Genomic DNA, 13,091 nt, shown 5'->3' on the forward strand with positions numbered 1-13,091 from the left:
TCAAGCCTTTTTCAAAAATTCTTCCACAAAAGCTGTGCATGCTCTAACCCCAGCCCCACTCGCTCCAAAGCTATTCACATCCCATTCTTTTTCCACATAAGCAGGACCTGCAATGTCAATGTGTAGCCACTTATCCTTAAATTCATCTCTGATAAATTCATTTAAAAACAAGCCCGCTGTGATCGCACCGCCATAGCGTGAAGAAGAAATATTGCACACATCAGCGATTTTAGATTCGATCAATTTCTTTAAATGGCGGTTAAAGGGGAGTTTGGCTAATAATTCGCCGGATTCTAACCCTGAAGTTTCAAAGAGGTTTTTCAACTCTTCATTATGCCCCATGATCGCTGAAGTGAATTCGCCTAAGCCCACAACGCATGCCCCAGTAAGGGTCGCAAAATCCACGATCACATCAGGGCTTAAGTCTTGAGCGTAGCTCAAACAATCCGCTAAAACCAAACGCCCTTCAGCGTCGGTATTACGGACCTCTATGCTCTTGCCTTCTTTGGAGATCAAAATATCATCTGGTTTATAAGCGGCCGGACCTATCATGTTTTCTGTAGCCCCAATAATGCCATGCACTTCAGCTTCCACGCCCAGTTTGGCTAATGCGTTTAAAAGCCCAATCACCGCAGAGCCACCGCCTTTATCCGCTTTCATGGTAACCATGTAATCGGCCGGTTTCAAGCTCAAACCCCCGCAATCATAAGTCAAGCCCTTACCCACTAAAGCGATTTTTTTCTTCGCTTTTTTGGGCTTATAGACTAGATGGATCAAGCGGGGAGGATTGACGCCAAGAGAGGCTTTATTAACCGCTAAAAAGGCGTTCATTTTCTTTTCTTCTAAAAATTTTTCATCATAGACATGGATTTCTAAATGGTTTTCTTTAGCCACTTTTTGTGCCACTTCAGCCATATAAACCGGGGTGGCAATCATAGGGGGGGTATTGACTAGATCCCTAACGATATTCAAGCTTTCTGTCATGATTTCAGCGTATTTTAAAGCCTCTTTAGCACTCTTTTCTAAAGAATTCGCACAAGTTTTTTCGCAAGGTTTGTGCAATTCTAAAGCGACAACCGCTTCTTCTAAAACGCTTTCTTTTTTATTGGATTTAAAAGTGTCGTATTCATACAAGCCTAATTTCAAGCCCAAAAACAACGCTTTCAAGTTTTCTAAAAGCGCATTATCTTTAGAATGCACTCCGCAAGTATAAACCCCCACTTTAACGCTTTTAAAAGCGAGTTTTTTAAGGGCACGAACGGCTAAACATGCACTCTCTCTTAATAAATGCACATCGTCTTCTTTAACGCCCACATACAAGATTTTATTTTCTTGGTCTAAAAATACGCCTTCGCCTTCGTATTTAAAGGTTTCTAGCAATTTTTTATTTTTGACCCAAGCGTGATCAAAATCCTTATTGATAATAAAAACTAAACTGCATTCAGCTTTTGCGTTTTCAAAAGTGGTTTTTTCTAATTTGATTTTTAACATAAAGTCTCCTTTTTTCATTTCATATCTTCCAAGAATTGTATTGAAATCTAGCGGTTTTTCTTACTATAGTATTGGAAATACCATAGCACCAACGCCAAGAAAGATACTAATAGTAATATTAGCGCATAAGGGTGTTTTTTAAGCCACCCTAACGCATGCAATAATTCTTCTCCCAAATACCACGCCAAAATAATGGTAATGCTCGCCCACACCATCGCGCTAATGAGATTGATGATAGCGAATTTTAAAGCGCTATAGCGCGTGAGGCCTATGCTAATGGGAATGATGGTGCGCATGCCATACATGTAGCGTTGGATAAAAATGATAAACCAGCCGTGTTTTTGCAACAATAAATGGGCTAGGGCTAGTTTTCGGCGTTGTTTTTCTAGCTTTTTTTGGATGTAAGCTTTATTGGTGCGGCCGATGTAAAAATAGATCTGATCCCCCACAAAACCCCCAATCCCTGCGACTAAAATGGCTAACCCTAAATGCATATGACCGGTATAGCTGGCAATCCCTGCTAGAATTAACCCAATTTCGCCTTCTAAAATGCTCCACCCAAATAAAATGAGATACCCCCAAGTCGCTGCATGCTGATGCCATAAGTCAATGATGTATTCTTCCAAAATTCACCCTTATTCTAGCACTCTAACAAACAAAAAGTTTTCACTCGCTCTTCTAAAAGTTGGATACCCGGTAATCCTTTTAACCCTATCAAAAAGCATGCTTCTATGCATTCGGCTTGTAGGGCTTTGATAAGCTCAAGGCTCGCTAAAGCTGTGCCTCCAGTGGCTAATAGATCATCAATTAACACCACCCTTACCCCTTTAACCTCCCTAAAAGCGTCAGAGTGGATTTCTATGCTGTCGCTCCCGTATTCTAGGCTGTAGCTTTGAGATAGGGTGTGCGCGGGGAGTTTGCCCTTTTTCCTCACAGGCACAAAACCCACCCCAAGCGCATAAGCGAGAGCAGAGCCTAAAATAAACCCCCTAGCTTCAATGCCCACGATAAAGTCTATATTGAGAGCGAGATAGCGTTTTTTGAGCGCGTCAATGAGTTTGTTAAAGAGTTTAGGGTAGTTGAGTAGCGTGGTAATGTCTTTGAATAAAATCCCTTTTTTAGGGTAATCTTTCACTTCTCTGATGCTTTGTAAAAGTTCTTCTTTGAGCGTTTCATTCATTTTAATATCCTTTAATATCACTGATTGGTTGTAGAATTTTGATTTATTATAGCGTTTTTAAAGGAGAGCTTCTATTTTTTGCTCCAATTCTTTAATACGATTTTTATATTTATCCGATTCGCCTTTGTATTCAGAGTTGCGCTGTTTAAGGGCTTTTAGTTCTGTTTTTAACGAGCTCATTTCTTGGGTAAGAATGTCAATATTGCCTAAAGCCCTTTGGAGTTGCAACTGGTGTTTTTGGATCAAAATTTCAGCTTCTTGTAAGGTGAGCTTCATGGATGCGTTGGTGCGTTCTTGCCGTTTAGCCACGGTTTTAAAAAAGAAAGTGCGCACACCCATATAAAGGATAAAAACAATAGCGATAGTGATGATAAACCATTGGGTGAACATGCCTATTAAAATATCCTTTTTAATGAAACGATGTAATTATACTACATTAGGTTTATGATTTCAGCGATTCATCTAGTTTTTGGATGCGCAACACATGACGGCCTTGTTCAAATTCTGTAGAGAAAAACGCTTCTAAAATGCTTCCCACCACGCCAATACCGCTAATCTTTTCGCCCAAGCACAAGACATTAGCGTTATTGTGCAAGCGAGTCATTTTAGCCATGTAAGCATCAAGGCACAAGGCGGCTCTAATACCCTTAAAACGATTAGCGCCCATGCTCATGCCTATCCCTGTAGCGCACACTAAAATGCCATAGCTTTGTGGGTTTTCTAAGACCTTTTGGCACACTAATTTGGCGTAATCAGGGTAATCCACTCTCATAGTGGGTAAAAAAGCTTGGATCTTAAAATCCTTGTCTTCTAAAAAATGTTGGACAAACTCTGCAAGATGCAACCCTGCATGATCGCTCCCTATAAAAATTTGAGAAGGCTTTAAGGGCTTATTCATAAACTCTCCTTGATGAAAGATTAAGAAAGGAGTAAGGAAAATAAAAATCTTGTGGGCGCATGGATAAAAAACTCCGATAAAGGGGGGATAAACAAAAAGATAAACACTACCAAGAAGCCGTAGCGTTCCATTTTAGAAAACCATTCCAATAAAAACGCGCTTTTAAAATGCAACGCTAAAAAGCCTAACGCTTTGGAGCCGTCTAAGGGCGGGATAGGGAGGCTATTGAAAACGCCTAAGACAAGATTATAAAGAATGCCTTGAATGAGAAAGGTTACTAAAGCGAGCTGATAAAGGTTCAATTCATTGATGCTTAAAGCGTTGATCCATGGTTCTTGGAAGCTCAAATGCGTGATAAAAGCGAGCAGAACGGCTAGGATGAAATTATAAGCCACCCCGGCTAAACTCACCACTACGCATGCCAGAGAGCCTTTTTGAGAAACAATATAGCGCATATCCACTGGCACGGGTTTGGCCCACCCAAACAAAAAGGGGGCTTGAAAAATGAGTAATAAAGCCGGCAAAAGCACCGATCCCATCATGTCTAAATGCCTAATAGGGTTTAAACTCAAACGATTAGCATCTTTAGCGCTCCTGTCCCCAAATAAAAACGCGCTCAAGCCATGCATGATCTCATGCCCTATGATAGCGATTAAAAGGGCTAGGATCTTCATTAAGGTGGCGATAAAACTTTCTAAAGAGAAATCAAAAAATTGCACAAAAAACCTTAAGGCGTTGCTTTTTCTTTTTTAATGATTTTTTCTAAGCCTTCAACGCTTTTAAACATGCGCTCCCAACGCACCAGATAGCGTTTTTTGGGGTTATTTTCTGCATCCATTTCCAGGCTATTTTTTAAACTCAAACTGAAATAAACAATCCATGGCGAACCCACGATGTTTTTATAAGCTACACTACCCCAAAAGCGCGAGTCGCTAGAATTATCTCTGTTATCGCCGATCATGAAAAATTCATCGTTATTGATTTTCTTGTAAAACACCTTTTCGCCCTCCATTTGAATGAGTTGCATGCTGATATTAGCTTCTGCGCCTTGAGTGGCCAACTGCTCCATTAAGTGGAAGGTTTCATTGTCTTTTTGGTAATGGATACCCGGATGCTCACTTTTATAGGGGTTTAAAACAAAAATTTTACCCATAAATTCTTTAGTCATGGCGTTAGGGTAATGTTTAGCAATGTAATTTTTGTCTATGTCGCTCTCAAAAGGGTGCAAATAAAGCCCCTCATTAGTGAATAACACCTCATCGCCTCCAATGGCAAAATTCCTTTTGACATAATAAGATTTTTTTTCATGGGGCGGGATAAACACCACCACTTCGCCACGATTAGGGCGATCCCCCTCTATCAAATGCCCGTTATTTTTAAAATCAGGCATAACAGGAAGCTCAATCCATGGGATTTTAGGAATGGGTATGCCGTAAGAAAACTTTTTGACAAAGAGCATATCGCCCTCATAGAGCGTGCCTACCATAGAGCGAGAGGGAATGATAAAGGCTTGCGCGATAAAAAAGATAACCAACAGCACAATAATAATCGTCCCTACCCAACTGGAGCAAAATGCATAAACAGAGCGTAAAAATTTCATTAAAATCCCTTCCTTTGTTGTTTTTCAAAAGCGATGAGAGTGTTTTCTAAAAGCGAAACAATTGTCATAGGCCCCACGCCTTTAGGCACAGGGGTGATAAAACCGGCGACTTTTTGCGCGTTGTTAAAATCCACATCGCCCACGATACGCCCATCATTCAAATGATTGATCCCAATATCCACCACTACAGCCCCTTTTTTTAACATGCTCGCTTTAATCAAATCAGGCTTACCCACGCCCACGCAGACAATATCAGCGTTTTGGGTGTAAAAACTAATGTCTTTAGTCAAAATATGGCACACGCTCACGCTAGCCCCAGCGTTTAACATGAGCATGCTTAAAGGTTTTCCAATGATATTGCTCGCCCCAATAATCGCTACATCCTTGCCCTTGATTTCAATATGATAATGCTCTAAAAGACGCATCACGCCCATAGGGGTAGCTGGCAGAAACGATTCTTTTTGAGTGCAGAGCTTGCCGATATTAAGGGGGTGGAAACCATCCACATCTTTACTCGGGTCAATGGTTTCTAAAACCATTTTAGTGTCAATGTGTCTGGGTAGGGGGAGCTGGACTAAAACGCCTGAAATGTTTTGATCGGTATTGTAATCTTTAATCAAGGACAGCAATTTGGCCTCAGTAATATTCTCTTGGAGGGTTTTTAAGTCAAAATCCATGCCCACTCTTTCGCATGCTTTGATCTTCATATTGACATAAGTGATACTAGCGGGATCTTTCCCCACTAAAATCACGGCCAGTTTGGGGCGTTTGTGCGTTTGTGCGGTTATTATCTGGATTTTATTTTTCAAATCTTTTTCTATATCATAAGCTAGCGCTTGCCCGTCTAATAAAACAACGCCTCTATTTGGCATGCTTATTTGTCCTTTATCCATTAAAATCCTATTATTGTAGCAAAAATCATGCGTTTAATGGAATTAAAAAACTCAGTTTGTCAATCTTTAAGATTAGCCCCATGATAGAGCAAGTAATAACTGAGGGCTTTTAAGGGTTCTAATTGCTGGTAAAACTGAGAAGCTTTTGTTTTGTCGTTTTGTTCATCCTTTTGTTCTTTGTGGTTTTCATTCAAATACCTTAACCCCAAACTCGGATTATAAAAATAATCTTTGGTAGCGATCGCTTCATAACCTAGCGCGTAATTGGGGTGGCTTGGAGGGTTTGTTGTATTGTTAGAAAATAAAGGTTTTCCAAAACTCACAAATTGAAAACCTTTAGGAGCGACTAATTCAACAATCGTAGGGGCGATGTCTAAATGCGATCCGACTTGACTGATTTTTTCAGGCTTTAAAGTAGGGGCGAACAAAATAAGCGGCACGGATTTAATCGTATATAAATCGTTTTTAGCGTATTCATAGCTCCGATCAAAATGATCCCCTGTGATGATAAAAAGCGAGTTAGGGAATTTTTGGCTGGCTTTTTGGATGAAATTGACTACCACTTTGTCATACCAGTAAATATGCCCTAAAGAATTAGCGTCCGGTAGATTTTCTGCTTTGGGGGTGTTTTCCACAAATTTTTGGATTTTTTCTAAAGGCACGCCAAAGGCTTTGAGATTCACATTTTTGATCGCATGATTGCTTAAAGTCATGACCATGCTGAAAGTTTTTTCATTGGGGTTGGTGTTTTCTAAAATATAGTCAAATAAAATATTATCATGCACTCCCCAGTTGCTCTCTATGGGCTTAGGGTAGGGCTTATTTTTGGCAAATTCTAAGAGATGGTTATTGAAATAAAGGGCGTGAAAACCTTGTTTTTTGGTGAAACTGGTTAGTTTGTTCCAAATCCCGCTACCTCCATAATAAAAGTTGTTTCTATAACCCAGAGTTTTCATGATATTGCCAATCGCCATGGGAAAGCTAGGGAGAATCACTCCTGAATTGACTAAATTATTATCATTGATATAAGGCAAGCCTGTGATTTGGACATCCAGGCTTTTAACGGTCCGTGGGGCATTTTCAATAAAAGCAGAAAGCATATAGGCATGCTCTTTTTTAACCAAATCTTGTAAAGCGCTCGTTAGCCCTATGGAGTCAAATTTTGGATCAAAATGCCATGAACTCAAAGACTCTGAAACGATATAAAAAACATGTTGAATGATTTGATTGGAATTGTTGCGGCTTGTCTGAGTTAGCAATTCATAGAGGTTGTTTGAGGGGTTTTCTTTAAGATTGAAATAATTTTTCGCCACTTCTAGGGGCGATTCTTTAGCAAAATCGCTGAATTTAAGGTTATGGCTTTGTCTGTAATTGCGCGCCAAAAGATAAAGGTTGCGAAACGCCCCGGGGGTGATTTTCATTAAAAAAGGATCTTTGGCTGGCTCTATGCTGAGGTCTAAAGACGCGCCAACAAAGCTCAATTGCGCGTTAATGTAAAACATTTGCGTGAGTGAAAAAAGCGCAAATAAAATGAAAGTTTTAAGGGGTTTGGTGGTTTGATAAACATTAGGTTTAAAAAGGGCGTTTTGGAGTTTGAAATAGATAAAAGAGATTAAAACGCTAAGGATCACAAAGAGTGAAAAACTAGAAAAAATAGGGTATTCCCCGCTCATTTTTAAAATCGTGAGCGTGTCTTCATGCAAAAATTCCAATAAATTTTCATCAAACACATTCCCATAAATGCCATAATAAACAATGTTTGCAATGTTTAGAAACAGGATAATAGCGATAGAAAAATACGCCGTGATATTAAGCATTTTAATTTGGTGTTTAGGGGCAAATAACCCCAATAACCCGATGATGATAAAAAAAATCGCTAAGCTTGAAACCACACGATTATCGTATCTTGCTCCATTGAATAGGGTTTTGATGATTTCATCAAAAATAGGGTTTTTTAAAGCATGCTTATAATAGCCAGTATAAAGGATAAAGCCGATACGATTAAGCACAAACAACAAGCTCATAAAAAAGGTGAAGTAAAAACCTTTTAAAAAGAGCGAAAAAAGGGCATAAGATAGGGATTTCATGAGCGTTAATACAACCTTTTTTTAACAAGATATAAAGTCTTAAAAAAGACAAAAAGAAGCAAGGGGAAATCCAATAAAGAATCTAAGATTTGAAAATTAGAACGCATCAAAAGCGAACTGGATAACGCTACTAAAGCGATCACGCCTAATAAGGGGCTGCTCAAAAACAAACTGCTGCAAAAAAGCGTGCTAAAAATAAGAGAAGCCATGAAATGATGATAGATTGAAAAAGGTAAAAACCCTAAAATATCTGTCAAAAGCAACAGGTTGAAAAACAGCATGACGCTATAAGATTGCAAGGTTTCTAAAGGGGGCTTTTGGAGGAGGCGGCAAGAAAAGAGCGTATAAGCAAGGATCAAAAGACAGCTAAAGGGGCTTAATGGGGCTGTAAAACTGCTTAAAAAGGCGTTGAGCGATAGAGAGTCTTTAAAAGCGATATTGCTTAAAATCACGCTTATAAAAGAGAGCGAAAACCTCAAACCCAATGGCTTATTTTTGAAAAAAAAGAAAATTAAAAAAAGCCATGCAAAACTCAGCGTGTAAGAAGAAGATATAAACATCGTTAATCACTTGAGAAGGGATTTTAAATAAGCCATATTAAAACGGATGTGTTTGATATGAGAGCGGTTGTAGGTATAGACAATATCTATAAAATAAGGGTTAAGACTATAGCTTGGGTAACTCACTTCATCCGCTTTATCTAAAATTTTTAAGGTTTTAAAAGAGTTTGAGTTTTCTAATTTAGAAAGCAAGAGTTCTTTACGACGCAAAGATAAATCGCTAGGGTTGTGGATCAAATACAATTCTTTGTTTAAATTGATCAAATTCAAAGCGTCATTCAAGTTTTTCAAATTCGTAAGCATGGGTTTTTGCCAAGCGGTGGGGGTTTTACAGGTTTCTAGCATGAGACTATCTTTTAAAGAATGGTTTCTAAACGCCATGAGAGCGCAGTCTTTAAAGGGGGTTAGGCTTGGCTGGAGCTGGTGGTTTAGGGCATTAGGTCTTAAAAGCTCTCTTGGGTTATTGTGTTTGTCAAATTTCAACAATAAGGGGTATTGGGTGGCTAATTCGTGATAGAGTGGTAGCATAAACCCGCCATCAGTGGTGTTTAAAGGCTTGTTCCTTATCAAATGGCTTAAGTTTAAAAAAGGGCTTAAAGAGAGTTTTCGCACAAATTTAAAATGAATCGGCTCTAAAGCGCTTTCAAGTTGATAGATTTTAGAAGTGGCCCACCCGCCCATGCTCACCCCTACGACAAACAACAAAATTTTATCGTCATGCAAAAAAAGCAAGGGGTTACCTAGTTTTTTGATATATTCATGCGAATAATAAGAAAGCTCTTCTTTGGTTAAAATAACGAAGGCTTCGCTCCAGCGATTGATCTTGCTGTCAAAAAGATTCGTGCTGATTTTCACATCCCTTGCCCCTTCTTTAGTGCCGCTAAAATAAGCGCTTAAAAGGTTATCGTTAGGCAAGCTGATTAAAGCGCTCGCATGCACGCTTAAAGCGTCATTTGGTTTAGGGATAGTGAGTTGTGTGAAATAGGGGGGGCTCTCGGTTGAAAGGGTTTGATTGTGCAAAAAAGCATAGGGGGGGGTTTGGCGCTTCATTATCATTAAAAATAAAACGATAAAAAGCCCCACGAAAAAGGCGGTATGTTTTAGGCGATTTCTTGAATGTTCCAAGATAGCGTTTCGCCCCCTTTTAAGATAGCGATTTTTTCATTCAAACAAAGCGTGTGCGTGGAGACTATAAAGGGTGTTTTAGACAAACGCACCTTCTTATTGGGCAAATTGTCTAGCGCGTAGATTTTTTTAGCGTTATCGCTGATAAAGGCTTGCAAGTTTTCTAAAGCGTTGTGTTTTTCAAAAAGTTCGCACAACGCAGGCAACAAAATAGGGGCAGAAAAGATGCCTGCCGGGATGTTAGCGCTATGCTTTTTAGAGACAAAATGCGGGGCACTATCAGAGCCAAAAGAGATTTTAGGGTGGGCTTTTAAAGCAAGGGATAAAAGCCTTTCTTGGTCTTTTTTGGTTTTGATTAAAGGTTTGCAAAAACAATGCGGGTTCAAGCTCCCCCCTAACAAATCATCTAAGGTCATGCTGATATGGTGTAAAGTTAAAGTCGCATAGAGGTTGTCATGCTTTTCAATTAAAGCGATACTGCGCCAATCGCTCAAATGCTCTATAATGATTTTGAGTTTAGGGAATGAAAGCGCGAAAGTTTCTAAAACACTATGGCATAAAAATTCTTTATCCAAACAAAACCCGGCTTGTTCTGCATGGATGCATAAAATAAAGCCTAATTTTTGGGCGTTTTCTAAAATCTCTAAAGTTTTTTCACCCAACAAATCCGAAGTGCCGTTTTGCGCGTTTGTGGTCATGCCTTTGGGGTAGAGCTTTAAAAACCTGACGCCTTTTTCTTGAGCGCGTTGCAATTCTGTTAAAGTCAAGCCATCATTGAAATACAAACTCATTAAAGGCTTGAAATTTGAAGAATAGTTTAAAATTTCTTCTTCGTATTCAAGGGTAGTTTTAGTGTTGATTAAGGGCTTACTGAGATTAGGCATGATCACCGCAGCGCTAAAAGGCTCGCTAGAATATCTTAACACCGCTTTTAAAAGCGCGTTTTCTCGCACATGCAAGTGGGCGTCTATGGGATCAAAAAGCGTGATTTCCATTTTTTAATTGCCCCCTAAGTAATAACGCACTCTAATGCGAATGAGGGTTTTAGTTTTGGGGCGTGGGTAATCCTTATAAGCGATCTGAATGGTCTTTAAGGTGTTGTCATCAAGCATTTTATATTCAGAGCCAATGATGATTTTAAGATCGCTAATATCGCCATTAGGATGCAAGTAAAACTCTACCGCATTCGTCCCGTCTTGCCCTAAATAAGCCGCCACTTGAGGGTATTCTAAATATTTTTGCGTGATGCGCCCAATATCCCTTAAATTATTCCTGATGAAATCTTTTTCGGCTGTGCCTAAATCTCCAAATTCTTCGCCATACAATTCATCAATATCCCTCCTGGTTTGGTTATCCAAGCCTTTATTATTTTCTTGTCTGGGTGGCGCAACTTCTTTAGGCAAGAAAGAAAGCTGATTGGGGTCAAATTCTTTTTTGACAGGTTTTTTCTCTTCTATTTTTTTCTGCTCCACTTTTTGTTCTACTATTTTTTTCTCTTCTTTTTTCTCCTCTACTACTTTTTTCTCTTCCACTTTTTTAAGAGCCTTATGTTTGTGATTGGGCTTTTTGGGTTCAGGTTTGGGTTTTGGCTTAGGTTTAGGCTCAGGATTAGGCTTTTCTATAGGTTTTGGCGGAGTTGGCGGAGTTGGCGGAGTTGGGGGCGTGGGGGGTTTTTGGGGGCCAGCTAGCGTGGGTTTAGGAGCGCCTGGGGTGTTTTTACTGGGATCTTGTGAATGGCCTCTTTTTAAAATCAATAAATTTTCAGGATCCACTTTAACGAGCTTGGGTTTTGAAGGAAAAAAATCCCCTCTGTGTTCAAATAAAAAATAAATCAACCAGTGCAACAATACAGATAGAATGAGAGAAAAGAAAAAATTCCTGTTAGAATGATCCACAAGGTCAAAATTTTTCCCTAACTTAGCAGGTTGTAGTTTAGAATTTTCCAGCATATAAATTTCCTAATTTTGAATTCTTTATATTATTTTCAGCTTCTTTAATCAGTTCTTCTTTAGATGTTTTTGGGCTTATTTTGTCTAAAAGCAGGCCGTATTTATCGCTTAGTAAGACCAAGTAACGCTCCTTATTGGTTTCTATGGAAATGATTTTATGGTTCGCATCAACACGACCCAAAACGCTAATTTCTAATTTAAAATCTTTTGCAGAAAAAGACCCTTGTGCAGGAACAATTTTTTTTTTGATTATATACAATATTAAGAGTAAGGCAGCAATAACCGCTAACGCCTTATAAGCATGGCTTAAATCCAGTGGGGGTTTTAACTCTAGAGTGTTTAAGGGACTTTTGGCTTGCTCTTTTTCATCTTGGCTTATAAGATTGGCATGCTGAGATTTTTCTTCATGGCTTGGGGCTAAATGAAACCCTTTAGGCAAAAAAAGAAAGCGGAGCCGTTTTTTATCCTTGCTGTTTGAAGCTTGGATTTCTAATTCCACTTTAGCTTTTTTAGACAAAAGGTAGATGTCATTTTGGTAGGAAAACATTTCTAAAACATTCAAAGAGGCTTCTTTAAAATCCATGGTTTTTTTAGAATCCAATTTAGCGTTTTTTAAAACGATCACCTTTTGCCCTTCAACTTCCATGATTTTAGGCGTTTTGTTAAAAGGCGTTTCAAAAGTGAGCGTGGTTTGCACGGCTTTTATGGGTGGTGTTGCTGAAGCGTTTGAGTCAGGTTGGACTTCTTTTAATGCATTTTGCCAATGCACTAATTTAATGGGAGCGTCATCATTTAAAGGTATTTTTTCTTCAGCCAATAACATAAAAGTAGCGCTCAATAACAAGAATAACAATCTCATGAATTTTTAGCGAGATAATACACAATGGCGTTAGAATCAAGGATTTCATTCAAACGAATGGCTAAATTCCTTTCAAAAACCATCACTTCACCCTTACCAATAACCCGCCCGTTCACAAAAGTATCCACGCTCTCTCCGGCGGGTTTTTGCAAGTCAATCACAGAGCCTTTTTCAAAACGCAAAATTTGCAACAAAGGGATTTGCGTAGAGCCAAGTTCTGCCGCTAAAAACAATCTCCATGTCTAAAAGGTTTTTATAATCGCAAATGAGTTCTTCTAAATAAGTGGAAAGCTCTAGCTCTCTTTCCTTGCTAGCTTTTTCTTTCTCTTTTTCGGCTATTTTTAACTTATTAGATTCTGTTTCTGTCATAAAACTCTACTCTTTCAAGAATGATTTAACTTTGATTATAAAATCTTAATTTTACTATAAATTTTATAACAAATAAAGCC

At 38.9% G+C, this 13,091-nt stretch carries 14 protein-coding genes and 1 pseudogene; all 15 read right to left on the reverse strand.

The genetic code is table 11. The features are described from left to right. The 15 genes and pseudogenes from P6280_RS04510 to fliN all read right to left on the reverse strand — a co-directional run bounded on the left by P6280_RS04510 (position 1) and on the right by fliN (position 13,011). Positions 1 to 1,491 carry a leucyl aminopeptidase gene (locus tag P6280_RS04510; protein WP_223887848.1) on the reverse strand — a complete coding sequence of 497 codons (1,491 nt, stop codon included), beginning with the start codon at positions 1,489 to 1,491 and terminating at the stop codon, positions 1 to 3. 47 nt (positions 1,492 to 1,538) lie between these two features. Beyond that, entirely contained in the window at positions 1,539 to 2,117 is a 579-nt protein-coding gene (locus P6280_RS04515; RefSeq protein WP_000393391.1) for a DedA family protein, read from the reverse strand. A gap of 14 nt (positions 2,118 to 2,131) precedes the next feature. Continuing rightward, the gene (gene apt, locus P6280_RS04520) at positions 2,132 to 2,671 is read right to left on the reverse strand and encodes an adenine phosphoribosyltransferase (RefSeq protein WP_283237102.1); all 540 of its coding nucleotides are present in this window, start codon (positions 2,669 to 2,671) and stop codon (positions 2,132 to 2,134) included. A gap of 57 nt (positions 2,672 to 2,728) precedes the next feature. After that, positions 2,729 to 3,061 carry a hypothetical protein gene (locus tag P6280_RS04525; RefSeq protein WP_000495089.1) on the reverse strand — a complete coding sequence of 111 codons (333 nt, stop codon included), beginning with the start codon at positions 3,059 to 3,061 and terminating at the stop codon, positions 2,729 to 2,731. Between the two features lie 52 nt (positions 3,062 to 3,113). Further along, positions 3,114 to 3,569 carry a ribose 5-phosphate isomerase B gene (gene rpiB, locus P6280_RS04530; protein ID WP_001039770.1) on the reverse strand — a complete coding sequence of 152 codons (456 nt, stop codon included), beginning with the start codon at positions 3,567 to 3,569 and terminating at the stop codon, positions 3,114 to 3,116. A 20-nt stretch (positions 3,570 to 3,589) separates the two neighbouring features. Further along, a complete protein-coding gene (locus P6280_RS04535) occupies positions 3,590 to 4,288 on the reverse strand; it encodes a site-2 protease family protein (RefSeq protein WP_057112859.1) in 699 nt (232 codons plus the stop codon). A gap of 8 nt (positions 4,289 to 4,296) precedes the next feature. Next, positions 4,297 to 5,169 (reverse strand): signal peptidase I, encoded by an 873-nt coding sequence (gene lepB / locus P6280_RS04540; protein WP_000670677.1) that lies wholly within the window; start codon positions 5,167 to 5,169, stop codon positions 4,297 to 4,299. After that, on the reverse strand, positions 5,169 to 6,041 hold the full coding sequence (folD, locus tag P6280_RS04545; protein ID WP_283237460.1) for a bifunctional methylenetetrahydrofolate dehydrogenase/methenyltetrahydrofolate cyclohydrolase FolD: 873 nt from the start codon (positions 6,039 to 6,041) through the stop codon (positions 5,169 to 5,171). The genes lepB and folD overlap by 1 nt, the downstream gene beginning before the upstream one ends. An 80-nt stretch (positions 6,042 to 6,121) precedes the next feature. Beyond that, positions 6,122 to 8,149 carry an LTA synthase family protein gene (locus P6280_RS04550; RefSeq protein ID WP_283237103.1) on the reverse strand — a complete coding sequence of 676 codons (2,028 nt, stop codon included), beginning with the start codon at positions 8,147 to 8,149 and terminating at the stop codon, positions 6,122 to 6,124. 5 nt (positions 8,150 to 8,154) lie between these two features. Next, positions 8,155 to 8,709 carry a 3-deoxy-d-manno-octulosonic acid hydrolase subunit 1 gene (locus P6280_RS04555; RefSeq protein ID WP_283237104.1) on the reverse strand — a complete coding sequence of 185 codons (555 nt, stop codon included), beginning with the start codon at positions 8,707 to 8,709 and terminating at the stop codon, positions 8,155 to 8,157. A 6-nt stretch (positions 8,710 to 8,715) separates the two neighbouring features. Continuing rightward, positions 8,716 to 9,834 carry a 3-deoxy-d-manno-octulosonic acid hydrolase subunit 2 gene (locus P6280_RS04560; RefSeq protein ID WP_283237105.1) on the reverse strand — a complete coding sequence of 373 codons (1,119 nt, stop codon included), beginning with the start codon at positions 9,832 to 9,834 and terminating at the stop codon, positions 8,716 to 8,718. Further along, positions 9,810 to 10,829, reverse strand: a complete 1,020-nt coding sequence (pyrC, locus tag P6280_RS04565; RefSeq protein ID WP_283237106.1) for a dihydroorotase — start codon at positions 10,827 to 10,829, stop codon at positions 9,810 to 9,812. Before pyrC ends, P6280_RS04560 begins: the two co-directional genes overlap by 25 nt. A 3-nt stretch (positions 10,830 to 10,832) precedes the next feature. Beyond that, complete coding sequence (locus P6280_RS04570) at positions 10,833 to 11,783, reverse strand: energy transducer TonB (RefSeq protein WP_283237107.1); 951 nt, start codon at positions 11,781 to 11,783, stop codon at positions 10,833 to 10,835. Beyond that, positions 11,767 to 12,642 carry a hypothetical protein gene (locus P6280_RS04575; RefSeq protein ID WP_283237108.1) on the reverse strand — a complete coding sequence of 292 codons (876 nt, stop codon included), beginning with the start codon at positions 12,640 to 12,642 and terminating at the stop codon, positions 11,767 to 11,769. The genes P6280_RS04570 and P6280_RS04575 overlap by 17 nt, the downstream gene beginning before the upstream one ends. Beyond that, a pseudogene (gene fliN, locus P6280_RS04580) lies at positions 12,639 to 13,011 on the reverse strand (flagellar motor switch protein FliN). Before fliN ends, P6280_RS04575 begins: the two are co-directional and overlap by 4 nt. Positions 13,012 to 13,091 lie beyond the last annotated feature (80 nt).

Source organism: Helicobacter sp. 219-2, assembly GCF_030053225.1.
In the GTDB taxonomy this organism is placed as follows: domain Bacteria; phylum Campylobacterota; class Campylobacteria; order Campylobacterales; family Helicobacteraceae; genus Helicobacter; species Helicobacter pylori_C.